General features: G+C 72.9%; 19 protein-coding genes. 11 read left to right on the top strand and 8 right to left on the bottom strand.

The window, feature by feature from the left end:
- Positions 1-183: 183 nt before the first annotated feature.
- Positions 184-1806, top strand: a complete 1623-nt coding sequence (locus tag Q9250_RS06500) for a multicopper oxidase family protein (RefSeq protein ID WP_306233776.1) — start codon at positions 184-186, stop codon at positions 1804-1806.
- The gene (gene lepB, locus Q9250_RS06495; protein WP_306233775.1) at positions 1788-2282 is read left to right on the top strand and encodes a signal peptidase I; all 495 of its coding nucleotides are present in this window, start codon (positions 1788-1790) and stop codon (positions 2280-2282) included. Before Q9250_RS06500 ends, lepB begins: the two co-directional genes overlap by 19 nt.
- A gap of 43 nt (positions 2283-2325) precedes the next feature.
- Here lepB and Q9250_RS06490 read toward each other — a convergent pair whose 3' ends face one another.
- The 3 genes from Q9250_RS06490 to ku form a co-directional block, all read right to left on the bottom strand.
- Positions 2326-3498, bottom strand: a complete 1173-nt coding sequence (locus tag Q9250_RS06490) for an acyl-CoA dehydrogenase family protein (RefSeq protein ID WP_306233774.1) — start codon at positions 3496-3498, stop codon at positions 2326-2328.
- 271 nt (positions 3499-3769) lie between these two features.
- Positions 3770-6397, bottom strand: a complete 2628-nt coding sequence (locus Q9250_RS06485) for an ATP-dependent DNA ligase (protein ID WP_306233773.1) — start codon at positions 6395-6397, stop codon at positions 3770-3772.
- A 1-nt stretch (position 6398) separates the two neighbouring features.
- Positions 6399-7379 carry a non-homologous end joining protein Ku gene (ku, locus tag Q9250_RS06480; RefSeq protein ID WP_306233772.1) on the bottom strand — a complete coding sequence of 327 codons (981 nt, stop codon included), beginning with the start codon at positions 7377-7379 and terminating at the stop codon, positions 6399-6401.
- A 90-nt stretch (positions 7380-7469) separates the two neighbouring features.
- On the opposite strand from ku, the gene Q9250_RS06475 reads away from it, so the two are divergent.
- Positions 7470-8579, top strand: coding sequence for a carboxylate-amine ligase (locus Q9250_RS06475; RefSeq protein ID WP_306233771.1), 1110 nt, complete (start codon positions 7470-7472; stop codon positions 8577-8579).
- Positions 8580-8598: 19 nt separating this feature from the next.
- On the opposite strand, the gene Q9250_RS06470 is transcribed toward Q9250_RS06475, so the two are convergent.
- Positions 8599-11220, bottom strand: coding sequence for an ATP-binding protein (locus Q9250_RS06470; protein ID WP_306233770.1), 2622 nt, complete (start codon positions 11218-11220; stop codon positions 8599-8601).
- Between the two features lie 181 nt (positions 11221-11401).
- Positions 11402-12058, bottom strand: a complete 657-nt coding sequence (locus Q9250_RS06465) for a dienelactone hydrolase family protein (RefSeq protein WP_306233769.1) — start codon at positions 12056-12058, stop codon at positions 11402-11404.
- 78 nt (positions 12059-12136) lie between these two features.
- On the opposite strand from Q9250_RS06465, the gene Q9250_RS06460 reads away from it, so the two are divergent.
- Together Q9250_RS06460 and Q9250_RS06455 are read left to right on the top strand one after the other, a co-directional pair.
- On the top strand, positions 12137-12958 hold the full coding sequence (locus Q9250_RS06460; protein ID WP_306233768.1) for a DUF1206 domain-containing protein: 822 nt from the start codon (positions 12137-12139) through the stop codon (positions 12956-12958).
- Positions 12959-13145: 187 nt separating this feature from the next.
- Positions 13146-13871 carry a DUF1206 domain-containing protein gene (locus tag Q9250_RS06455; protein WP_306233767.1) on the top strand — a complete coding sequence of 242 codons (726 nt, stop codon included), beginning with the start codon at positions 13146-13148 and terminating at the stop codon, positions 13869-13871.
- A gap of 18 nt (positions 13872-13889) precedes the next feature.
- On the opposite strand, the gene Q9250_RS06450 is transcribed toward Q9250_RS06455, so the two are convergent.
- Positions 13890-14357, bottom strand: coding sequence for a hypothetical protein (locus tag Q9250_RS06450; RefSeq protein WP_306233766.1), 468 nt, complete (start codon positions 14355-14357; stop codon positions 13890-13892).
- 133 nt (positions 14358-14490) lie between these two features.
- On the opposite strand from Q9250_RS06450, the gene dcd reads away from it, so the two are divergent.
- Both dcd and Q9250_RS06440 read left to right on the top strand, forming a co-directional pair.
- Positions 14491-15126, top strand: coding sequence for a dCTP deaminase (gene dcd / locus Q9250_RS06445; protein ID WP_306233765.1), 636 nt, complete (start codon positions 14491-14493; stop codon positions 15124-15126).
- Positions 15126-16058 (top strand): hypothetical protein, encoded by a 933-nt coding sequence (locus Q9250_RS06440; protein ID WP_306233764.1) that lies wholly within the window; start codon positions 15126-15128, stop codon positions 16056-16058. The genes dcd and Q9250_RS06440 overlap by 1 nt, the downstream gene beginning before the upstream one ends.
- 117 nt (positions 16059-16175) lie before the next feature.
- On the opposite strand, the gene Q9250_RS06435 is transcribed toward Q9250_RS06440, so the two are convergent.
- Both Q9250_RS06435 and Q9250_RS06430 read right to left on the bottom strand, forming a co-directional pair.
- Complete coding sequence (locus tag Q9250_RS06435; protein ID WP_306233763.1) at positions 16176-17114, bottom strand: endonuclease domain-containing protein; 939 nt, start codon at positions 17112-17114, stop codon at positions 16176-16178.
- Between the two features lie 262 nt (positions 17115-17376).
- Positions 17377-18846, bottom strand: coding sequence for an MFS transporter (locus Q9250_RS06430; RefSeq protein ID WP_306233762.1), 1470 nt, complete (start codon positions 18844-18846; stop codon positions 17377-17379).
- A gap of 90 nt (positions 18847-18936) precedes the next feature.
- Between Q9250_RS06430 and Q9250_RS06425 the strand changes: the two genes are divergently transcribed.
- From Q9250_RS06425 to Q9250_RS06410, 4 genes are all read left to right on the top strand, one after another.
- A complete protein-coding gene (locus Q9250_RS06425) occupies positions 18937-19419 on the top strand; it encodes a cation:proton antiporter regulatory subunit (protein ID WP_306233761.1) in 483 nt (160 codons plus the stop codon).
- A 1-nt stretch (position 19420) separates the two neighbouring features.
- Positions 19421-20572, top strand: coding sequence for a cation:proton antiporter (locus Q9250_RS06420; RefSeq protein ID WP_306233760.1), 1152 nt, complete (start codon positions 19421-19423; stop codon positions 20570-20572).
- A gap of 241 nt (positions 20573-20813) precedes the next feature.
- The gene (gene dnaK / locus Q9250_RS06415) at positions 20814-22670 is read left to right on the top strand and encodes a molecular chaperone DnaK (RefSeq protein WP_306233759.1); all 1857 of its coding nucleotides are present in this window, start codon (positions 20814-20816) and stop codon (positions 22668-22670) included.
- 2 nt (positions 22671-22672) lie between these two features.
- Positions 22673-23377 carry a nucleotide exchange factor GrpE gene (locus Q9250_RS06410; RefSeq protein WP_306233758.1) on the top strand — a complete coding sequence of 235 codons (705 nt, stop codon included), beginning with the start codon at positions 22673-22675 and terminating at the stop codon, positions 23375-23377.
- Positions 23378-23412: the final 35 nt, after the last annotated feature.

Below are 23412 nucleotides of genomic sequence, written 5' to 3'. Positions count from 1 at the left end.
GCAGACCGGCGAGGACGGCGAGATCGCGGATGCCGTGGGCCGGCTCGCGGGCGCGTCCCGTCGCGCCTGTACCCCGGCCGCGGAAGCTCTGAACCCGACGCCGCGCCATCCACTTTCGTAACAGGGTTTTTCCAAGCACCGCACGTCATCCTCTGGGTGTTCCCAGGTGCGAGGAGGCACCCCATGTCAGTTTCACGACGCCAGTTCCTGGCACTCGGCGGGCTCGGCGTGATCGGCGCGGCCGGCGCGCTGGCGCTGCCGCTCAGCACCGTCGGCGCGAGTTCTGCGAGCCGCCTGAGCGATCGCGACATGCCGCGGCCGTACCAGACGGCCTTCTCTCAAGCGCCCCTGCTGCAGCCCTATCAGACGGGCATCGACCCGGCGGACGGCGCCCCCGTCAACTCGTACCTGGTGACCGCGATGGCGGCGAGCGCCGCAATCCTGCCGCGCCTCAGGACGCCGATCCTGTCGTACAACGGCACCTTCCCGGGCCCGACCATCAAGGTCGAGCGGGGCACGAAGGCCGTGCTGCGGATGCGCAACCAGCTGCCCGCGAAGCATCCGATCGACGACCACCTGCTGTCGATCTCGACCCACCTGCACGGCTCGGCCTCGCTGCCGCAGTTCGACGGCTACGCGAGCGACGTCTCCCAGCAGGGGTTCAGGAAGGACTACAAGTACCCGAACTTCCAGGCGGCGAGAACGCTCTGGTACCACGACCACGCCGTGCACAACACGGCGCTGAACGTCTATGCCGGGCTCGCGGCGCAGTACCACATCCACGACCCGCAGGAGCGCCAGCTGCTGCCGCAGGGCGCCTTCGACGTGGCGATGACGGTCAGCGATGCCATCTTCGCCGCGAACGGCACCCTCGCCTACGACGACCGTGAGCAGTCGGGGCTCTGGGGCGACGTGATGCTGGTCAACGGCAAGCCGTGGCCGGTGATGAAGGTGCAGCGGCGCATCTACCGCTTCCGCATCCTCAACGCCTGCATCTCGCGCTCGCTGCGACCGATGCTGAGCACCGGTGACGCCGTCACGATCGTGGCGACCGACGGCGGCCTGATGCCGAAGGCGCAGAGCGTGGTCAGCTGGCGGCACGCCAGCGCAGAGCGCTACGAGGTGCTGATCGACTTCCGCAAGTACGCGGTCGGCAAGCGGATCGAGCTGCGCAACCTCTCCAACGAGAACAACCGCGACTTCGACAACACGAACAAGATCATGGCGTTCGACGTCGTCGGTGCCCCGGTGGACACCAGCGACCCCACCTGGAACACCATCCCCACCACGCTGGCGGCCAGCGAGGTGATGTCGCTGACGCAGGCGCAGTCGACCAAGACCCGCAGGTGGCGCGTGAAGCGCGACGATGTCACCAACGTCTGGAGGATCGGCGAGACCGCCGCCGCCGGCACCTGGGCGGGGGTGGTGGCGAGCGGGTTCCGCAACGTGATCGCCAATCCCGAGCTCGGCGCCACGGAGATCTGGGAGTTCGAGAACAGCTCGGGCGGCTGGTTCCACCCGATCCACACCCACCTGGTCGACTTCCAGATCCTCAGTCGCAACGGCAGAGCGCCGTTCCCGTACGAGGTCGGGCCCAAGGACGTCGTGTACGTGGGCGAGGGGGAGACCGTGCGGCTGTTGATGAAGTTCGGTCCGCACCGCGGCAAGTACATGGTGCACTGCCACAACCTGCCGCACGAGGACCACGACATGATGGTGCAGTTCAGCGTCGGCCTGGCCGACGGCGCGGTCGACGCGAACGACCCGATCAACGCGGCGAAGCCGACATGGGACGACGGCCTCTGACCCGGTCGGCACTCATCCGGGTCGTTGCTGCGGCGCTGCTCGGCGCCGGCGTCGTGCTGGGCCTGCGGCTGTGGGTCGTGGAGCCGGTCACGGTCGTCTCCGACAGCATGGCGCCGACGGTGCTGCCGGGCAGCACGCTGCTGGTCTCGCGCCTCGAGGTGCCGGCGAGCCCCGCTGACGTCGGCCGGCTGGTGGTCTTCCGCAGCCCCGACGACGGGCAGAGCACGCTCAAGCGCGTCATCGCCGTCGCCGGCCAGACGCTGGCCGTGCGCGACGGGGTGCTGTATGTCGACGAGGTCGTCGTTCCCGAGCCGCACGTCGACTTCCGTCAGGTCGACGCCACGTTCTTCGGCCTTACGCTGATCCCCGCCGGGCACGTCTTCGTCATGGGCGACAACCGGGAGGCGTCCATCGACTCGCGCGACTACGGGCCGGTGCCGGTCGACGACGTCGTCGGGATGGTGCTCTGGCATTGACGCGCGCCGATGCCGGCGACTTCCGCGGTCTGGGCCAGCGCGCTCAGCCGCGGAACGCCGCCAGGCCGGTGAGCGCCTGGCCGATGACGAGCGTGTGCACCTCGTCGGTGCCCTCATAGGTGCGCACGCTCTCGAGGTTGGCCGCGTGCCGCATCGGCGAGTGCTCGAGCGAGACGCCGTTGCCGCCCAGCAGCGCCCGCGCCTCGCGGGCAACGTCGATCGCCGCCCGCACCGAGGCGAGCTTGCCCATCGAGATCTCGTGCGGACGCAGCAGCCCCGCCTCCTTGCGGCGGCCCAGGTGCAGCGCGAGCAGCTGGGCCTGCTGCAGCGACAGCGCCATCTCGGCCAGCCGCGACTGCGTCAGCTGCATCGCCGCCAGTGGCCGCCGGAACACCTCGCGCTCGCCCGCGTAGGCGAGGGCCGTCTCGAGCGCGTCGCGCCCGGCGCCGAGCGCGCCCCAGGCGATGCCGAAGCGGGCCTCGTTCAGGCACTCGAACGGTGCTCGCAGGCCTCGCGCCCCCGGCAGCCGGGCCGACTCCGGCACCCGCACGCCGTCGAGCGCGATGTCGCACTGGATCGACGCGCGCATCGAGAGCTTCGGCTCGATCGGGGTCGCCGTGAATCCCTTGGTCGGCACGCCCTCTGACGAGGTCTCCACCAGGAAGCCGCGCACCCCATCCGTCGTCTGCGCCCAGATCACGGCGACGTCGGCGATCGAGGCGAGGCCGATCCAGCGCTTCGCCCCGTCGATCACCCAATCGTCGCCGTCGCGACGCGCGAACGTGGTCATCGCGCCGGGGTCGCTGCCGGCGTTCGGCTCGGTGAGCCCGAAGCAGCCGATCGCCTCGCCGCGCGCCATGCGCGGCAGCCACTGCTCGCGCTGCGCCTCGGAGCCGTGCTCGGCGATCGCCGTCATCGCGAGCGACCCCTGCACCGACACGAAGGTGCGGATGCCGCTGTCGCCCGCCTCGAGCTCCTGCATCGCGACGCCGTACTCGACCGCTCCGGCGCCCGCGCATCCATAGCCCTGCAGGTGCATGCCGAGCAGCCCGGCCTCGCCCAGCACCGGCGCCAGCTCGCGCGGGAAGACGGCGCGCTCGAACCAGTCGGCGATGTGCGGGCGGATCTCGCGGTCGACGAGCGCCCGCACCCGAGCACGCGTGGCCCGCTCGTCGTCGGTCAGCAGCGACTCGATGTCGAGCAGGTCGGTGGTCATGCGGTCATCCTGGCAGGCGGTCGATCGCCGGCGGGCGGACGGGAGGCGCCAGTCAGGTGCGGGAGGCGCCAGTCGCCTGCGGGAGGCGCCGCTCAGGTGCGGGAGGCGCCACTCGCCTGCGGGAGGCGCCGCTCAGGTGCGGGAGGCGCCACTCAGGCACGGGAGCCGCCACTCAGGCACGGGAGCCGCCAGTCAGGTGCGGGGGGCGCCAGTCAGGTGCGGGGGGCGCCAGTCAGGTGCGGGAGGCGCCAGTCAGGTGGGGGAGGGGCGGTCAGTCGGGGCGCAGGTCGGCGAGCGCCTTGTCGTGGCGCAGGCCCCGCCAGACCGGGTGCCGCAGCGCACCCGACTCGGTCTGCTCGGTGTGCGCCACCTCGGCCACCACGGCACGGACCCAGTGGATGCGTCGGCTCACGTCCGCGGGAACCCCGCTGACCGACGGCGCGGTCCGGCGAGCCACGAGCCGCTCGCGCAGCCGCTTGCGCTCCGCCTCCGAGAATCCGGTGCCCACCCGGCCGGCGTAGCGCATCCGCCCCTCGTCGTCCGGCAGCGCCAGCACCAGCGAGCCGACGGTGCCGGCGAGCGATCCCTTGCCCTCGAGCCAGCCGATCACCACCGCCTCGCGGGTCTGCGCGTGCTTGAGCTTCAGCCAGTCGCCCGAGCGCTTGCCCGGGCGGTAGCGGCTGTCGTGGCGCTTCGCCATCACGCCCTCGATGCCGCCCTCGGCGGTCGCCGCGAGGATCCGCTCGAGCGAGCCGCGCAGCGGCTTCGACACGCGCACGCGGGCGCTCTCGTGCACGAGCGCGTCGAGCCGCGACTGGCGCCGGTCGAGCGGCTCGTCGATGAGGCGGGAGCCCTCGTGCTCGAGCAGGTCGAAGAGCATCAGCGTCGCCGGCGTCGCGGCAGCGGCCTTCTTGGCGGGGCGCCCGGTGAGGCCAGCGCGCTGCTGCAGTGCGGCGAAGTCGGCCGCCCCGCGCCGCAGCACGACGATCTCGCCGTCGAGCACCGCATCGGCCGTGCCGACCGCCGCCGGCAGCGCCTCGACCAGCTCGGGGAAGCCCGCAGACAGCTCCTGCCCGCCGCGGCTGACGAGCCGCACCGGGTCGCCCAGCTGCACGAGCACGCGCCAGCCATCCCACTTCACCTCGAACGACCACTCGCGCTCGTCGTCGATGTCGGATGCCTCGGCCTGCGTCGCGAGCATCGGCCGCAGGTCGGTCCTCCGGTCGCCCTTGCGGCGCCCGGTCGCCTTCGAGAGCACGATCGGCGGCTCGTCCTTCGGCGCCAGCTTCGCGCGGGTCGCGGTGCCGGTCGTCGCTGACCCCTTCGCGGCGCTCTTCGCGGCGCCCTTGCCAGCGGCCTGCACCGGCGCCGCAGCGGCCCGCGCGCCGCGCTTCGCGGGTGCCTTCGCGCCGGTCTTCACCGAAGCGCTCGCCCCCTCAGCAGCCGCCGCCGGCTCGGGGTCGCCCGCGCCACCCTCGGCATCGGCCCCCGCGGCACCCCGCTTCGGCGCGTAGCCCTTCAGCCGCGCGTCGCGCTCGGCATCCTGCTCCTTCATGCGGTGCAGCAGCCACGACCGCTGCTCGGCGTCGGTGCGGATCAGCGCGAAGCGGTAGGGGTCGCCGCCCAGCCCGCCGTCGGGCCTGCCGTGCAGCGTCGCGATCACCTCGTCGTCGCGGAACTTCTCGAGCTCATAGGTGCCGGCATCCCAGATCTCCACGACGCCGGCGCCGTACTCGCCCTTCGGGATCGTGCCCTCGAACGAGCCGTACTCGAGCGGGTGATCCTCGACGTGCACCGCGAGCCGGTTCTGCTTCGGCGTCGACGGCGGCCCCTTCGGCACCGCCCACGAGACGAGCACGCCGTCGCGCTCGAGCCTGAAGTCGTAGTGCAGCCGGCTCGCCCGGTGCTTCTGGATCACGAACGACTGCCCGTCGGTCGGCACCGGCGGCTCGGCCGGCACCGGCTCGGGCGTCCTGTGCGCCGAGCGCATGCCGCGGTACTTCGCGAGCCGGTCGGGCGGCGGGTCGAGCGCGGCGATCAGGTCGCCGTCGCGCTCGAGCCGCTCGAGCACCTCGGTGTACTCGAGCTGCTCGAGCCCGCCCGCCTCGACCTCGTCCCAGGTGCGGGGCGCGGCGACAGTCGGCCGCGGCCGCCCGCGCAGCGAGTACGGCGCGACGGTCGTCTTCGAGCCGGAGTTCTGGCTCCAGTCGATCAGCACCTTGCCCTGCCGCTTCGCCTTCGCCATGTCGCTCACGATCAGCTCGGGGTGCAGCTGCTCGAGCGAGCGGGCGAGCTGGTGGGCGACCTCGCTCGCCTGCTCCGAGCTGACCGTGCCGTCGAGCCGGGCATAGAGGTGGATGCCCTTGCTGCCGCTCGTCAGCGGCACCGGGTCGAGCCCGATGTCGACGAGCAGCTCGCGCACCCACAGCGCCACCTGCGCGCAGTCGTCGAGGTCGGCGCCGGGGCCCGGGTCGAGGTCGAGCACGAGCCGGTCGGGCGGCTGCCGCTCGCCGTCGTGCATGCGCCACTGCGGCACGTGCAGCTCGAGCGCGCCCATCTGCGCCATCCAGGCGAGCGCGGCCGGCTCCGACAGCACCGGGTACGACTTCGGGCCGGTGCTGTGCTCCAGCTCGACCGTCTCGATCCAGTCGGGCGCGCCCCGCTCGAGCTGCTTCTGGAAGAACAGGTCGCCGGGCTTCCGCTCGGTGCCGACCCCCTCCGGCCAGCGCTTGCGCGTGACGGGGCGCCCGCCGCCGTGGGCGATGATGGCGGCGGATGCGCGCAGCACGTACTCGAGCACGTCGCGCTTGGTCGTGCCGGTCGACGGGTACAGCACCTTGTCGGGGTTCGTGAAGCGCAGGCTCCGGCCCCCGACGACGATCCGGTCGGCGGCCGCCATCTCAGGCCGACCGCTTCTTCGCGGCGGGCTTCTTGGCCGGCTTCTCGTCTCCGTCCGCTTCGGCCTTCGCGGTGCCGCTCTTCGCCGCGGCCTTCTTCGCGGGCGACTTCGCCGCCGCCTTCTTGGCGGCCGGCTTCGCGGCGGCCTTCGCGGGCGCCCGCTCGGCCGAGCCGCCGGACGACGCGCCACCGGAGGCATCCGCCTTCTTCTTGTCGACCGACCGCTGCAGCGCCTCGAGCAGGTCGATGACCTCGGCGCCCTCGCCCTCGTCGGTCTCGCCGAAGGTGGCGGCGGTGTCGAGCGCGTCGCCCTGCTCGAGCTTCGCCTCGACCAGCGTGCGCAGCTGCTGCTGGTACTCGTCGACGTGCTGCTCGAGGTCGAAGTCGGCCTCGAGCTCGCGCACGATCGAGCGGGCCAGCTCGAGCTCGCGCTTGCCGACCGCGATGTCGGTGTCGAGGCTCGCGAACTCGGCCGCGCGCACCTCGTCGGCCCAGCGCATCGTCTGCACCAGCAGCACGTCGTCGCGCACCCGCATCGTCGCGAGCCGCGTGCGCTGCCGCAGCGACATGCGCACCACGGCGGTGCGGGCGGTGTCCTCGAGCACGGTGCGCAGCAGCACGTAGGCCTTCGGGCTCTTCGAGTCGGGCTCGAGGTAGTAGCTGCGATCGAGCAGGATCGGGTCGATCTGCTCGTTCGGCACGAACTCGAGCACCTCGATCTCGCGGCTGCGCTCGGCGGGCAGCGCGGCGAAGTCGTCGTCGGTGAGCACGACGGTCTGCTCGCCGTCGTCGTAGGCCTTGTCGATGTGCTCGTAGGCGACCTTCTTGCCGCACACCTCGCACTTGCGCTCGTAGCGGATGCGCCCGCCGTCGGCGTCGTGCACCTGGTGCAGCTGCAGGTCGTGCTCCTCGGTCGCGGAGTACAGCTTCACCGGCACGTTCACCAGGCCGAAGGTGATGGAACCCTTCCAGATCGCTCGCATGGGCCTACTGTCCCCCGAAGGCGCCTTGCACGCCAGTGCTGCCCTCGAAGTCGGAGCAGATGCTCAGCACGGTGGGGGACAATCCGGGCCATGACGCTGCTGCAGCCGACTCGGCGCTCGCTCCGCACGTTCGGGGTCGAGGAGGAGGTCATCCTGCTCGAGCCCGAGCGGCTGTCGCCGGTCGACGTGGCCGACGCGGTGATCGCCGAGCTGGTCGAGAGCGACGCCGCCGTCGACTGGGTGGGGCACGAGTACCTGCGCGCCCAGGTGGAGTTCTCGTCGCCGGTGCTCGTCGACGCGGCGACCGCCGACCGGGTGGTGGGGGTGTTCCGTCGCGGCCTCGCGCAGGCCGCGGGGCGCCGGGGCCTGATCGCCGCGAGCGTCGGCACCACGCACGGCTGCGGCGGCTCGCGCACCGCCGAGGGCGATCGCTACCTGCGCTTCGACGAGGAGCTGGGCGCGGTGCGGGTCGACCACCGCATCCAGGGCCTGCACGTGCACGTCGGCATCGACTCGCGCGACGAGGGCGTCGCGGCCATGCGGGCGCTGCGGCCGTGGCTCGCGCCGCTCATCGCGCTGACGGCGAACTCGCCCTTCTTCGACGCCGCCGACACCGGCTTCGCCAGCTGGCGCACGATCGTCGGGCGGCGGTTCACGACCGCGTCGGTGCCGCCCGCGTTCGCCGACGCCGCCGACTACGACCGCCGCACGCGCGCGCTCGTGGGGCTCGGCACGACCCTCGACACCGGGTCGCTCGCCTGGATGATGCGGCTCGCCGAGCGCTACCCGACCATCGAGCTGCGGCTGTTCGACGCGCAGCTCACCGCCGACGAGACCGTCGCGATCGCGCTGCTCAGCCGCGCGCTCGTCGAAGCGGCGATCGCCGGCGAGCTGCCGCACGCCCGCGCCGCGACCCACGCGGAGCATGTCGACGCCGCGGTGTGGCACGCGGCCCGGCACGGGCTGGCAGACGACCTCGTCGACCCGACCACCGCATCCGCAGCCCCCGCCTGGATCGTCATCGAGCGGATGCTGACGGTCGCGCGAGCGGCGCTGGAGACGTCGGGAGACTGGTCGCGCGTGGCAGCGGTGGTGGAGCGCATCCGTGCGGAGGGCACCGGCGCCGCACGGCAGCGCGCCGCGCTCGCGCAGGGCGTGCCGGCGCTCGCGAAGCTGCTGCGCACCACCTTCACGGCCTGACCCCGCGCGCCCGGAGCGCTCACCAGCGGGCCAGCGCGGCCGCGACCCGCTGCCGCTCGCCGTCGGGCAGCGCGAGCGCGATCGCCTCCGCGACCGAGAGCTCGTCGCCGCGCCGCTCGCCGGCGGCGACGGCCTCCGGGTCGGCGGCGCGCATGGCGTCGAGCTGCGGGGTGTGCACCGAGAAGACCTCGGCGTCGAAGACGCCGATGCGACGCCGGATCGCCGATGCGGCAGCTGCCAGCGTGCCTGCCCGCTCGCCGTCGCCGCGCGCGGCCGCGACCGCGCACAGCCCCTCGAGGGCGTAGGCGACCCCCTCCTCGAAGTGCAACCGCACCGACACGAGCAGCGTGCGGACGCATCCGCCTTCCGCCGCATCGATCTCGCCCCGCACCAGCTGCAGCCGGCTCTGGTGGTTGCCGGCGACCGAGAGGGTGAACAGGTCGCCGCTGGCCCCGGCAACCTGCGTGGCGCGGTCGAAGCGCGCCTGTGCGTCGCCGGTGCGGCCGCGCAGCCACGCGAGCCGTCCGCGCGAGACCTCGGTGATCGCCTCGGCCCAGGCGTTGCCCTGGCCGCGCAGCAGCTCGACCGCCTCGCCCAGCTCGCGCTCGGCGGTGTCGAGGTCGGGCAGCGGCAGCTGCAGCCGGGCGGTGGCGCGCGCGGCCGTGCTCATGGCGACCGCGTCGTCGTCGCCGCTCTCGGCGAAGAGCCGCACGCACTCGCCGAGCCCTGCGACGACGCTCTCGGTGGGGCGCTGCCACATCTCGCTCCAGAGCGAGAAGAACCAGGCGACCGCGCGCGTGTGGGCGCTGATCGGCTGATCCTTGTCGAGCAGCTCGAGCATCCACACGCGCACCTCGCCGAAGAACCCGGCGATCCACCAGTAGATGAGCAGCCGCCAGGCGAAGTCACCCGCCTCGTCGAGGCGGTCGGTGTGCACGAGGTGCCGCACCGCGGCGCGCAGGTTGGGCAGCTCGAGCCCGAGCTGCAGCACCGCCTCGCCCTGCCCGGGGCCGCTCGCGCCGGCGCCGCGCAGCCCTGGGGCCACCCGTGCCACGAGCGCGCTGTAGTAGTCGGCGTGCGCGGCGCGCATGCGGGCCGCCTCGCCGCGCTCCTTGAGCCGGCCGATCGCGTACTCGCGCACGATCGACAGGAGCGACAGCACGGCGCCGCCGCCCGCCTCGGTCTGCTTCACGAGCGAGCCGTCGATGAGCGCGGTGATCGCCTCGAGCGCCCGGCCCTCCCACGAGCGGCCGACGCCCACCGCCTCGACCGCCTCGAGCGAGAACTGCCGGGCGAAGACGCCGAGATCCTCGAGCAGGTCGCGCTGCTCGTCGGGCAGCAGGCTCACGCTCCAGTCGATGGTCGCGCGCATCGTGCGGTGCCGCTCTGGCAGGTCGCGCACCGCCGCGGTCAGCAGCGGCAGGCTCTGCTCGAGCCGCTGGGCGATGCCCTGCGCGCTCAGCAGCCGCACCTTCGCCGCGGCCAGCTCGATCGCCAGCGGCAGCCCCTCGAGGCTGCGGCAGATGTCGGCGACCGCGGCCGCGTTCTCGTCGGTCAGCGCGAAGCCGGGCTTCACCGCCTGCGCGCGGTCGACGAAGAGCGCCGCGGCCGTCGAGCGCAGCACCCGGTCGACGCTGTCGACGGCGTCGTCGGCCGGCACGGTCAGCGAGCCCACCTCGAACACGCGCTCGCCGCGGATGCGGAGCACCGCGCGGCTGGTGACGAGGAACGCGGTCGTCGGCGCCACGTCGTAGAGCCGCACGAGCAGCGGCGCCGCCTCGACGATCTGCTCGAAGTTGTCGAGCACCAGCAGCACGCGGCGGTCGGCGAGGGCGCGCGCGATGCGCTCCTCGAGCGCCGCCTCGCCGTTGTCGCGGATGCCCAGCACGTACGCGATCGTCGGCAGCAGCAGCGCCGGCTCGAGCACGCCCTCGAGGGGCACGAAGTAGCGGCCGTCGGGGAAGAGGTCGTCGCTCGCGCGCGCCACCTCGATGGCGAGGCGGCTCTTGCCGACCCCGCCAGGGCCGATGAGGCTCACCACCCGGTCGGCGCGGCGCTCGAGCAGCGCCCGCACCTCGGCGATCTCGCGCTCGCGACCGATCGTCGTCGTGTACGGCACCGGCACGCGCGAGTCGGGCGTCGGCGGGATCTCGGCGGCGCCGCCGTCGGGCGGCCGCTGCGACTCGTCGAAGCGCTCGGCGAGCAGGGTCGCGAGGTCGTCGGCGACCCGCTCCTCGAGCTCCTCGGCGGTGCGGAACGGCAGGTAGGCGGCGGTGTCGTCGGCCTGGATGCGCGCGATCAGCTCCTGCAGCCGGGCATCGCGCTGCCCGGCCTCGCGGATGTAGATGAGCTTCGGCATGCGCGCCGGCGCGAGCCGGTACTCGTCCTCGAGCCCCGAGATCTCCTCGTCGGGCGCGACCCAGCCGTAGCTGTCGCCGTAGATGCCGACGAAGACATCGCTCTGCGCGAGGTACGAGCGATACAGCGCGCGGGGCGGATGCGGCCGCGCACCCAGCTCGAACATGACCGGCGCGAGGCGCAGCCGCTCGACCGCCGCGCGCACCGCGCGGCGCTCATCGGCGAGCTCGCGCAGCGTCGAGCTCACGAACACCCGGATCCGCTGGTCTGGGGTGCGGATCACGGGTCGATCCGACCCTGCCATGCGGATATCTTGACGCTCGACCGCACGGAGTTCCAGGATCCGGCGCCCAACGTTTCCGCAGGGCTCGCCTCAGATCACGGCGCTCGGCATCCGACCGCCCTCGGGGTCAGCCCTCGCCGTCGGCACTGGGGCGTCGGCCCTGGGCCCTCGGCACTGGGCCTCAGCCGGCCGTGCCCAGGTGGTCGCGCAGGAACGCGACCGTCACCGGCCAGGCCGCCGCCGACGCATCCGCGCTGTACTTGGCGACGTCGGCGTTATGGAACCCGTGGATCGCGCCCGCGTAGTGATGCAGCTGCACGTCGTCGTAGCCCTCGGCGGCGAGCCGGGCGCGGTAGTCCTCGGGGGCCTCGCGGCCGCTCCAGTCGTCGCTCTCGGCGAGCTGGAAGAGCACCGGCACGCGCGGGCCCGCGGCGATGCCGGGGAAGGGGGCGCCGTAGTAGGCGACGATCGCGTCGAGCGAGGGGCTCTCGGCGGCGTAGCCGAGCGCGATCGTCGAGCCCATCGAGAAGCCGACGACCGCGGCGCGTTCGCTGCCGAGGGCGCGGGCCTCGCCGATCGTCTCGCTGACGATGTGCATCGCCCCCGGCAGGTCGGCGTAGCGCTCGCCGAGCAGCTGCCCGGCCTCGCCGTCGTCACGGGTCGAGCGGCCGCCGTAGAAGTCGGGCACCGCGACCCGGAAGCCCTCGTCGGCCAGGCGCGCGCCGAGCGCGTCGATCCAGGGCAGGCGGCCGTTCCAGTCGTGCGCGAGCACGACCACGGGGTCGCCCTCGGTGCCGTGCCAGCGGGTGGCGGTGTCGTCGGTGGTCTCGATGGCCATGGACTGCTCCTTCGCTCGTGCGTCAACGCTAACCGTTGGCACTACGGTTGCTCCATGGTCGATGGCGATAGCGCACGCATGCATGCCTCTGAAGCAGTGGATGCCGCCGGTCGCGCGAAGTCGAAGGCGCAGGACGTCGCGGCGAGAGCCGAGCGGCACCCCGCCATGCGCTGGGTGACCGGGGCGGGGCAGGTCGCCAACGGCGTCGTGCACATCATCATCGGCGCGATCGCGCTGGGCGTGGCATTCGGCGCCGGCGGATCGGCCGACCAGTCGGGCGCGATGCAGGCGCTCAAGGAGACGCCGGTGGGCGGCTTCGCGCTCTGGTTCGTCGCGATCGCGCTGCTGGCGCTCGCGCTGCTCGCCTTCGTCACCGCGATCGCGGCGTCGCGCCGCGACTGGAAGGACGCGCTGAAGGAGGCGGGTCGCGGCATCGCCTACGCGGCCATCGGGGCGACCGCGCTCGTCGCGGCGACCGGCGGCAGCACCGACGGCGAGTCGCAGACCGAGACGTTCTCGAGCCAGCTGATGTCGAACCCGTTCGGCACCGTGCTCGTCGGCCTGATCGGTGTGGGCATCGTGGGCGTCGGCATCTACTTCGTGATGAAGGGCGTCAAGCGCAAGTTCCGCGAGGACGTCGCCCCGCCCGCACGCTGGAAGCGCGCCGTCGACGGCCTCGGCACCGCCGGCTACGTCGCCAAGGGCGTCGCGATCGTCGTCGTCGGCGCGCTGTTCGTCGTCGCCGCGATCCAGCACGACCCCGAGGAGGCCGGCGGGTTCGACGGCGCGCTGCAGTCGCTCACGACCGTGCCGGGCGGCGTGATCGCGCTGATCGCGATCGCCCTCGGCCTGATGCTCTACGGCGTCTACTGCTTCGCGCGCGGCATCTGGACCCGCTGAACCGGCGGCTCCCCTGGACGACGACCGGGCGCATTTCGACGCGGGGCCCGAGGCGGGGCCCGAACCGGGGGCGGATGCCTCCGGTCCCGTCGCGCGCGCCGGTCACGGCTCGCGCGGCGCGCGTCGCGCGGCTCGGAAGGCGCAGCGCGCGGCGGTCGAGTTCGAGCAGCACCGCGCCGCCACCTGGGTGGAGGCGGTCGGGCAGTCGGCGAACGGCGTGGTGCACGTGCTGATCGGCGGGATCGCGCTGGGCATCGCCTTCGGTGCCGGCGGCTCGGCCGACCAGTCGGGCGCGATGCGCGCGCTCGGCGGCACCGTGCTCGGCGGCATCGCGCTGTGGGTGGTCGGGATCGCCCTGGTCGCGCTGGCCCTGCACGCCTTCGTGGTCGCGATCGCCGCCTCGCGCGGCCACCGCCGCGACGCGCTGCGCGCGGCCGGGCGAGGCGTCGGGCACGCCGTCGTCGGCGGCACCGCGCTGGTGTTCGCGACCGGCGGCTCCATCGACGGCGAGGCCGCGACCGAGTCGGTGTCGGCAGCGGTCATCGCGCATCCGCTCGGCCCCTGGCTGCTGGGAGCCGTCGGCCTGGTGATCGCGGGCGTCGGCATCGCGTTCGTGCTCCGTGGATTGCGGCGGAAGTTCTTCGAGGACGTCGCGCCGCCCCGCCGTTTCCGGCGCCTGGTCGAGGCGCTCGGCATGCCGGGCTTCGTCGCGAAGGGCCTCGCCGTGCTCATCGTCGGAGGGCTGTTCGTGGTCGGTGCGGTGCGCGACGAGCCGCGGCAGACGGGCGGCCTCGACGGCGCGCTGCAGTCGCTGACGACCGTGCCGGGCGGCGTGCTCTCGCTCGTCGCGATCGCGGCGGGGCTGATCGTCTACGGCGTCTACTGCGTCACGCGCGGCATCTGGGCGCGCTGACCGCGGTCGGGGCAGGCGTCAGCGTGCCCGGCCGCGACGCGGGTGCGGCAGGATCGGGTTGCGCAGCCGCGCCAGCTGCTTCGCAACCTCCATCGGGCTGAGCGAGCCGCGCTCGTCGATCGGCAGGTCGTCGAGCGTCGCCTGCGCGGTCTTGTCGGGCCTGTCGGTCTCTGAGGCCGGGCCGCGCTCGGCGGCGAGCTCGCTCGTCGCGGCTGGCGCCTCCTCGGGCACCTCCGGCACGTGCGGATGCGGTTCCACGTGCCCGCGGAGCCTCGCGTCGAGCGCGCTGAGATCGGGCGCGGAGGCCTGCAGATCGCGGCCCATGGTGCGCAGCACGCGGACGGTCGTCTCGTAGTCCTCGTCGGAGACCGACGCCTCGACGCGGCGGGCGACCTCCTGGTCGCCGAGCGACCGCTTGGCGCGCTCGACGGCTGCTGCAGCCAGCTCGACCCAGTCCTCCAGTCGGCGTCCTCGATGCACGCTCACGGCGCCCTCCATCTCGTAATGCCCATCGTCCACCATTCCGCCCCTGACTGCACCACAGCATCCGCCATGACTTCTGCTCAACAGCGACCCGGCCCCTCGGACGACGGCACGTCGCGGCCGATACGCTCGGGCCGTGCTGCTCAGCGATCGCGACATCCGTGCCCGGCTCGACTCGGGCTCCCTCGGCCTCGACCCGCTCGACCTGGCGATGCTGCAGCCGTCGAGCGTCGACGTGCGGCTCGACCGCGGCTTCCGGCTCTTCGACAACCACAAGTACCCGTTCATCGACCCCGCAGAGGATCAGCCCGAACTCACCCGGCTGGTCGAGGTGGGCGCCGACGAGGCGTTCATCCTGCACCCGGGCGAGTTCGTGCTCGGCGCCACCTACGAGCGCATCACGCTGCCCGACGACGTCGCCGCGCGGCTCGAGGGCAAGTCGTCGCTCGGGCGCCTGGGGCTGCTGACGCACTCGACCGCGGGCTTCATCGACCCGGGCTTCTCGGGCCACGTGACGCTCGAGCTGTCGAACGTGTCGACGCTGCCGATCAAGCTGTGGCCGGGCATGAAGATCGGGCAGGTCTGCTACTTCCAGCTCTCGTCGCCCTCGGAGCACCCCTACGGCCAGGGTCCCAACCTCAACCGCTACCAGGGGCAGCGCGGGCCGACGGCGTCGCGCTCGTTCCAGTCGTTCCACCGCACGCGCATCGATGCGGCGCCGAGCGACGGCGTGCCGGCGGTGCCCGCCGAGGTGGAGCAGGCCGAGCCCTGATGGCCGGGCGGCTGCGCGTCGAGCACGACGTCTCGAGCGCGCGCTGGGTGCAGGCGGCGCTCGCCGACCTCGGCTCGATCGCCGCGGTCGTGCCGCCGATCTTCGAGGCCTACGCGCGCATCCTGCATCCGGCGACGCTCGAGACGCCCACAGGGGAGACGGATGCGTGGGGCACGCCCGTCTACGGATCTCGCCAGATCTCGTGGGCCGAGGCGGCGGTGCTGATCGGCGACCGGCTGGGGGAGCCGCAGCCGTGGTCGGTGTGGCTGCGGCGCTTCGGCGAGATCGGCCGCGACCTCCCGGACGGCTCGCGGCTCACGGAGCGCCATGCGCTGCCGGACGGCAGCCGCATCGGCGAGCCGCACGACGGCGACATCCCGCGGCCGCTGCTCGCGACCCTCGCCTCGCTGCTGCTCGAGGAGCACGGCGATGCCGAAGTGCTGAGCGCGGTGTGGGAAGGGCGCGAGCTCGACCCGCGCGGCTCGAGCGCCTTCGCCGCCTTCCCCGCGGGCACGAGCTGGTGGGTGCGGCGGCGCGAGACGCGGCGGCTGCAGGCGGAGCACCGGGCCGAGCAGGTCGCGGCGGTCGACCCCGAGGTGCTGGCCGCCATGCGGGCGCAGCGGGTGCTCGGCCTGCCGCGCGAGCAGCAGGGCCGCGGGCACGTGCTGCTGCGCTCGCCGCTGTCGGTCTTCCTCGACCCGCGCTGGGTGGAGACCGCGGGGCTGGGCTGGCGGCACGACCGGCCGTACCCCGGCCGGACGCCCAACGCGATCTGGCCGGTCGAGCCGCATGCTGCGCCCGCCTGGTTCGTCGCGACCGACCTCGACCTCGACGTGACGCTGGTCGGCGGCAGTGCCCGACTGATCGACCGCATCCTGGGCCATCCCGCGATCGAGGCCGAGCGCATCCGCCCCACCGACCCCCTCGTCTGAGCCGCCCCGCGCCGTACCGCCGCACTTCCGGTACCCGGATGCCGTCTGCGCGCCCCGGCGCCGGTCACCGGGTACCGCAAAGCCCACGCTCGCCGGCAGGAGAGCGATGCGCCGGCGTCAGTCGGCGGTGCTGCGGCGAGCGACGGCGGCGCGCACGCGCTGGGTCAGGGCGGCCGCGTCGCCGGTCAGATCCGACTTGGTGACGCGGATCACGATCCAGCCGAGGGCTTCGAGCCGCTCGTAGCGGCGGATGTCCTTCGCCCATTGCGCGGGATCCTTCAGGTGGCCTTCGCCCTCGTACTCGATGGCGATGCGCCAGTGCGGGTAGGCGAGATCGACGACGGCGATCCGACGGCCATCGGCCCGGATCGGGTGCTGCAGCACCGGCTCCGGCAGCCCGGCAGCCACGATGACCAGCCTGGTGCGCGTCTCCTGCGGAGAGTCGGCGCCCGCCCGGGCGTCGTCGACCGCTGCGCTGAACGCGGCTGCGCCGTGCAGCCCTCGGCACCGCCGGGCGAAGGCCGCCAGCGCCGCGATGTCGGCGTAGGCGCGCTTCGGCAGCCGCAGGTCGGGGTACCACCGCGATGGCGTCACGAGCGCGTCGACGAGCGCGACCAGATCGCGGTGCTCGGTGTCGCGGGCGAGGCTCATGACGGTCGCAGCGGGCGCGAGGATCGGCAGGCCGTCGAGCTCGGTCGGTCCGAGCCGCCGCGGATCGAACTCGCGGGTGCGCACGCCGGTCACGCGGGTGCGCGGCGTCCCCGCGGGCACGCCGACGACCAAGGGCTCCTCGGGCTTCCACAGGGATGCGACCGGCATCCCCCACAGCCGGGCCGCGGTCACGCCCGCGAAGACGTGGCCGGTGCGCATGCGCTGGGCGAAGGCAGCGGCGTGCGACGGCAGGTCGTGGGGTGCGACGGTGCTGCGCACGCCGATCCAGGGCCGCACGAGGTCGGCCCTGCGCAGGCGCGACGCCGGCACCCCTGCCGACCTCGCTGCGGCGATGGAGAACGGGCCGTCGGCGAGTGACTCGGGCAGCGGTGCGGCAGCGGGCATGCGCGCATCGTGCGCCATCCTGCGCGGCGCCGGCGCCGCATCCGCCCCGTCCTGTGGAGGGCAGAGCCGCGCACGCCGACCGCGGCCCCCGCAGCCCATGCCGAGCAATGCCTCGGGAGCCGGCAATTCGCTACCGGAAACCGGTACCCCATGACGAGCGGATGCGTCGGGCAGCGGCAAGGAGGTACCGGAAGCGGGCGCGCACAGGGCTGGGCGGCCGGTCGGCAGCCGGCGCAGGCCAGGGTGCCGCCGGCGCCGCGGCTCAGTCGGTGTCGTCGATGCGCGTGGGCTTCGGCGAGACCGGGAGCACGAGCAGCAGGCCGGCGATCAGCACGACGACGATCGCGAGGATGCCGAAGCGCGTCTCGCCCGAGATCGAGACGAACAGCGCGAACAGCGTCGCCGTGAGGAACGACACCGAGCGGCCGGTGGTGGCGTAGAGGCCGAACATCTCGCCCTCGCGGCCCTCGGGCGTGATGCGCGCCATGAAGGAGCGCGACGCCGACTGCACCGGGCCGACGAAGGTGGCGAGCGCCAGGCCGAACACCCAGAACAGGCTCTTGGGCTCGATGAACAGCACCGCGGAGCCCGAGATCGACAGCGCGATGAGCGAGACGATGATCACGATCTTCGGCCCGAAGCGGTCGTCGGCCCAGCCGCCCACGAAGGTGCCGATGCCGGCGGTGACGTTGGCGGCGATGGCGAAGAGGATGACCTCGGTGGAGGTGAAGTCGAACACCTGCGCCGCGATGATGGCGCCAAAGGTGAAGACGCCCGAGAGCCCGTCGCGGAACACCGCCGAGGCGATGAGGAACAGCAGCGTCTTCGGCGCGCGGCGGCCGATGCGGCCGATGGTGCGGAACAGGATGCGGTACGACTCGATGATGCCGACGCGCTTCGGCACGGCGCCCGTCGGCGGCAGCTCGGGCACGCGCAGCATGAGCGGCAGCGCGAACACCAGGAACCAGGCGGCGCTCGCGAGCACCGCGAAGCGCACGTCGAGCCCGCCCCCGTCGCGGCCGCTCGGCACGTTCAGGATGCCGTTGCCCGCGGCCCCGCCGTCGACGATCGGGAAGATGAACAGCACGAGCAGCAGCGCCAGCAGCACGATGCCGCCGACGTAGCCCATGCCCCAGCCGAAGCCCGAGGTGCGGCCGAGCGACTCCTTCGTCGAGACCTGGTGCAGCATCGCGTTGTAGTTGACGCCGGCGAACTCGAAGAAGAGGTTGCCGATGGCCAGCAGCATCGCACCGAGCCAGAGGTAGCCGGGCACGGGCGCGACGAAGAACATGCCGACCATGGCGACGATCGTCACCCCGGTGTTGACCGTGACCCACAGCTTGCGGCGACCGCCGCCATCCGACCTCTGGCCCACGATCGGGGCGATCAGCGCCACCAGGATGCCGGCGATCGCGACCGCCCAGGCGACCACTGAGGCGTTGTCGGCGAGCGCGCGCGTGAGCTCCGGCGAGCCGCCCTCGCCGGCCGCGTCGACGATGGCCGGGTCGACGAAGAGGCCCGACGCCAGGTAGGTGCTGAAGATGAAGGTGGTGACGACCGCGTTGAACGACGCGGAGCCCCAGTCCCACATCGCCCACGCGCGCGCACGGCGCCCGAGCTCGCGGCGGGTGACGGGCTCGACGCCCACCTGCGCGGGCTGCACGAGCTCGTCGCGCGATGCCTTGCCGGGGGCGGTGACGGATGCCTCCACGGGCTCCTGAGGGACGCTCATGGCTCGAGCGTAGGGCCGCCGGGCGAACAGCCGGTGCAGGCCCGATGACCGGCGGGTGTCGCGTCGCCCCGACGGTGCCACAATGCGCACGTGGAGATCACGCAGACGCTGCTGCCCGGGATCGGGATGCGCTACGACATGACCACGGTGAAGGGCGTGCCGCTCTCGGTCGTCGTGCACCGCGAGGGGCAGGCAGACCTCTACGTGCGCGGCAAGGAGGATCCCGACGACGTGCGGCTGGCGCTGGCCCTCGACGAGGACGAGGTGGATGCGCTCGCCGAGCTGCTGGGCGCGGCGCGGATCGCCGACGGCCTGCTCGACGTGACCCGGGAGATCCCGGGGCTCGAGTCGGCGCGGCTGTCGATCGAGCCGGGCTCGCCGTTCGCCGGGCACCCGCTCGGCAGCACGAAGGCGCGCACGCTCACCGGCTGCTCGATCGTCGCCATCGTGCGCGAGCACGACGTGCTGGCCGCGCCCGGCCCCGAGCAGCCGCTCGAGCCCGGCGACACGCTCGTGGTGGTGGGATCCGCGACCGGCATCGACCAGCTGCGCATCAGGCTGCAGCCGGCCTGACATGCACGACGTCGCAGCCCTCCTGCTCGAGCTGGGCGCGGTCGTGCTCGGGGTGTCGCTGCTGGGGCTGCTGGCGCACCGCATCGGCATCTCGCCGGTGCCGTTCATGCTGCTCGCGGGCCTCGCGCTCGGCAGCGGCGGCGTCGTCGACATCACGCACGCGCTGCCCTTCATCGGCCCGGCCGCCGAGATCGGCGTGCTGCTGCTGCTGCTCATGCTGGGGCTGGAGTTCACCGCCGAGGAGCTCGGCCAGTCGCTCGCCCGGCACGGGCGATCGGGGCTCGTCGACTTCGGGCTCAACGCGGGGGCGGGCTTCCTGATCGGGCTCGCGCTCGGGATGCCGCTGCCGGCGTGCCTCGCGCTGGCCGGCATCACCTGGGTCTCGTCGTCGGGCATCGTGGCGCGCCTGCTCGACGACCTCGGGCGGCTCGGCAACCGCGAGACGCCGGCGGTGCTGTCGCTGCTCGTGATCGAGGACATCGCCATGGCGCTCTTCCTGCCGGTGCTCATCGCGGTGCTGACGGGGGCCGAGTGGTGGCAGGCGCTCGGCGCCGTGGCGCTCGCGATGGGCGCGGTGGCCTCGATCCTCATCGCCTCGCGGCGCGCGTCGGCGCCGCTCGGCCGGCTGCTCAGCCACCCGAGCGACGAGCAGGTGCTGCTGCGGCTGCTGGGCATCACGCTGATCGTCGCGGGCCTGACCCAGCTGCTGGGCGCCTCGGCGGCGGTCGGCGCGTTCCTCGTCGGGATCGCGGTGCCGCCGTCGATCGCCCGGCGGGCCCGCAGCATCCTGAGCCCGCTGCGCGACCTGTTCGCCGCGATCTTCTTCTTCTCCTTCGGCCTGCCGATCGTGCCGGCCGAGCTGCTGCCCGTGCTGCCGGCCGCGCTGCTGCTGGCGGTGGTGACGACGGCGACGAAGCTCGGCACCGGCTGGATCGCGGCCGCGCGCGACGGCGTGCAGCGGCGCGGCCGGCTCCGGGCGGGGGCGGCGCTCGTGCCGCGGGGCGAGTTCTCGATCGTGATCGCGGCGCTCGCGGTGGGCGCCGGCTATCCGGAGGTCGGTGCCGTCGCCGCCTGCTACGTGCTGCTCACCGCGATCGGCGGCCCAGTGCTGGCGCGCTGGATCGTGCCCTCGAGCCGCGGTGTGCTGACGTAGGGGAGTGCTCACGCAGCGGCCTACGCGACTCACGGCCGATGCACAGCCGACAAAGTTGACACCAGGCGACTCAAGATGGAAAACTTGAGCCATCGCGACTCAAGTCGGCGCCCGTCCGGGGCGCAGGTCGCGGCCGGGGTTCCGGGAGACGAGCGCACCGCCACAGCGACTCGATCGGCGGCGGGTTCGTCTGCCGGAACCAGGCACGAGCGCAGCGCAGCTGCGAACAGGAGGCAATCACATGGCACGAGCAGTCGGCATCGACCTCGGCACCACCAACTCCGTCGTCGCATTCCTCGACAACGGAGAGCCCACCGTCATCGCGAACGCGGAGGGCTTCCGCACGACCCCGTCGGTCGTCGCCTTCGTCAAGGAGGGCGAGACGCTCGTCGGCGAGCCGGCCAAGCGCCAGGCCGTCACGAACGTCGACCGCACGATCTCCTCGGTCAAGCGCCACATGGGCACCGACTGGAAGCAGGAGATCGACGGCAAGCAGCTGACGCCGCAGGAGATCTCGGCGCGCATCCTCGGCAAGCTCAAGCGCGACGCCGAGACCTACCTGGGCGAGAAGGTGACGGATGCCGTCATCACCGTGCCCGCCTACTTCAACGACGCCGAACGCCAGGCCACGAAGGAGGCCGGCGAGATCTCGGGCCTCAACGTGCTCCGCATCATCAACGAGCCCACGGCCGCCGCGCTCGCGTACGGCCTCGACAAGGGCAAGGAGGACGAGCTGATCCTCGTCTTCGACCTCGGTGGCGGCACCTTCGACGTCTCGCTGCTCGAGGTGGGCAAGGACGACGACTTCTCGACCATCCAGGTGCGCTCGACCGCCGGCGACAACCGCCTGGGCGGCGACGACTGGGACGACCGCGTCGTCGAGTGGCTGAAGACGCGCTTCAAGGAGCAGTCGGGCGTCGACGTCTCGAACGACAAGATCGCGATGCGCCGCCTCAAGGAGGCAGCGGAGCAGGCCAAGAAGGAGCTCTCGTCGTCGACCAGCACGAGCATCCAGCTGCCCTACTTCTCGCTCACCGAGAACGGCCCCGCCAACCTCGAGGAGACGCTCACCCGCGCCCAGTTCGAGAACATGACGAAGGACCTGATCGAGCGCACCCGCAAGCCCTTCGAGGACGTCATCCGCGAGGCCGGCATCACGGTCTCCGAGATCGCGCACGTCGTGCTCGTCGGCGGCTCGACCCGCATGCCCGCCGTCACCGAGCTCGTCAAGCAGCTCACCGGCGGCCAGGAGCCCAACAAGGGCGTCAACCCTGACGAGGTCGTCGCCGTGGGCGCCGCCCTGCAGGCCGGCGTCCTCAAGGGCGAGCGCAAGGACGTGCTGCTCATCGACGTCACCCCGCTCTCGCTCGGCATCGAGACCAAGGGCGGCATGATGACGAAGCTCATCGAGCGCAACACCGCCATCCCGACGAAGCGCTCCGAGACCTTCACGACCGCGGAGGACAACCAGCCCTCGGTCGCGATCCAGGTCTTCCAGGGCGAGCGCGACTTCACCCGCGACAACAAGCCGCTCGGCACGTTCGAGCTCACCGGCATCGCGCCGGCGCCCCGCGGCATCCCGCAGGTCGAGGTGACCTTCGACATTGACGCCAACGGCATCGTGCACGTCTCCGCCAAGGACAAGGGCACCGGCAAGGAGCAGTCGATGACCATCACGGGCGGCTCGAGCCTCTCGAAGGAGGACATCGAGCGCATGGTGAAGGACGCCGAGGCCAACGCAGCCGCCGACCACGCGCGCCGCGAGGCCGCCGAGCAGCGCAACACCGGCGAGACGCTCGTCTACTCGGTCGAGAAGGTGCTGACCGACAACGCCGAGCAGCTGCCCGCCGACGTCAAGGCCGAGGTGCAGGCCGACGTGGATGCGGTCAAGTCGGCCCTCGCGGGCGACGACGACGAAGCGGTCAAGACCGCCGTCGAGAAGCTGCAGCAGTCGCAGTCGAAGCTGGGCGAGGCCATCTACCAGCAGGCGCAGGCGCAGCAGCCGGCCGCTGACGGCGAGGAGCCCGCGGCGACCCAGGCGGAGGACGACGATGTCGTCGACGCCGAGGTCGTCGACGACGAGGACGAGAAGAAGTAGCCGTGGCCAAGCACGAGCAGTTCGAGTCCAACGACGAGCAGCCCGACGAGCAGCCCGTCGAGCCGCACATCACCGACAAGCGTCGCATCGACCCCGTGACGGGCGAGCCCCGCGAGCCGGCTTCGGCCGGCTCCGGAGCCGCCCCCGCGGCGGAGCCCGAGGCGACCGAGGCGGCACCGGCGGCCGACGCGCAGGCCGAGGCCGACGCATCCGACGACCTGAGCGACGAGGATCGCGCGCTGCTCGCCAACGAGGCCCAGGCCTACGAGGCCGAGCGCGCCGAGCTCGAGGCGAAGTCCGCCGCGCAGCTCGACGAGCTGCAGCGGCTGCGCGCCGAGTACGTCAACTACCGCAACCGCATCGAGCGGGAGCGGGCGCTCGACAAGGCGTCGACCACCGCGTCGGTGCTCGCGTCGCTGCTGCCCGCGCTCGACGACCTCGACCTCGCCGAGAAGCACGGCGACCTGGCCGAGGGTCCGCTGGCGCTCGTCGCGGCGAAGCTGCGCGGCTCGTTCGAGGCGCTCGGGGTCGTGAAGCTCGGCGAGATCGGCGAGCCCTTCGACATCGAGAAGCACGAGGCCGTCGCCCAGCTGCCGAACCCGGAGGTGACCGAGATGGTCGTCGCCGACGTCGTGCAGTCGGGCTACCGGGTCGGTGAGCGCGTGCTGCGCGCCGCGAAGGTCGCGGTCTTCGTTCCGGCAGAGTGATCCCGGCCGCAGGGATGGGGTCGGCCGCAGGGATG

Source organism: Agrococcus beijingensis (assembly GCF_030758955.1).
In the GTDB taxonomy this organism is placed as follows: Bacteria; Actinomycetota; Actinomycetes; order Actinomycetales; family Microbacteriaceae; genus Agrococcus; species Agrococcus beijingensis.
Note: the sequence above shows the minus strand (reverse complement) of the source record. Positions and strands in the feature narration are given on the sequence as shown.

Coding starts and splice junctions, on each gene's coding strand:
- Q9250_RS06490 (WP_306233774.1), bottom strand. CDS start 3,498: ATGACCACCGACCTGCTCGACATCGAGTCGCTGCTGACCGACGACGAG.
- Q9250_RS06420 (WP_306233760.1), top strand. CDS start 19,421: ATGCACGACGTCGCAGCCCTCCTGCTCGAGCTGGGCGCGGTCGTGCTC.
- Q9250_RS06475 (WP_306233771.1), top strand. CDS start 7,470: ATGACGCTGCTGCAGCCGACTCGGCGCTCGCTCCGCACGTTCGGGGTC.
- ku (WP_306233772.1), bottom strand. CDS start 7,379: ATGCGAGCGATCTGGAAGGGTTCCATCACCTTCGGCCTGGTGAACGTG.
- Q9250_RS06435 (WP_306233763.1), bottom strand. CDS start 17,114: ATGCCCGCTGCCGCACCGCTGCCCGAGTCACTCGCCGACGGCCCGTTC.
- Q9250_RS06465 (WP_306233769.1), bottom strand. CDS start 12,058: ATGGCCATCGAGACCACCGACGACACCGCCACCCGCTGGCACGGCACC.
- dnaK (WP_306233759.1), top strand. CDS start 20,814: ATGGCACGAGCAGTCGGCATCGACCTCGGCACCACCAACTCCGTCGTC.
- Q9250_RS06485 (WP_306233773.1), bottom strand. CDS start 6,397: ATGGCGGCCGCCGACCGGATCGTCGTCGGGGGCCGGAGCCTGCGCTTC.
- Q9250_RS06460 (WP_306233768.1), top strand. CDS start 12,137: ATGCATGCCTCTGAAGCAGTGGATGCCGCCGGTCGCGCGAAGTCGAAG.
- Q9250_RS06500 (WP_306233776.1), top strand. CDS start 184: ATGTCAGTTTCACGACGCCAGTTCCTGGCACTCGGCGGGCTCGGCGTG.
- Q9250_RS06430 (WP_306233762.1), bottom strand. CDS start 18,846: ATGAGCGTCCCTCAGGAGCCCGTGGAGGCATCCGTCACCGCCCCCGGC.
- lepB (WP_306233775.1), top strand. CDS start 1,788: ATGGGACGACGGCCTCTGACCCGGTCGGCACTCATCCGGGTCGTTGCT.
- Q9250_RS06440 (WP_306233764.1), top strand. CDS start 15,126: ATGGCCGGGCGGCTGCGCGTCGAGCACGACGTCTCGAGCGCGCGCTGG.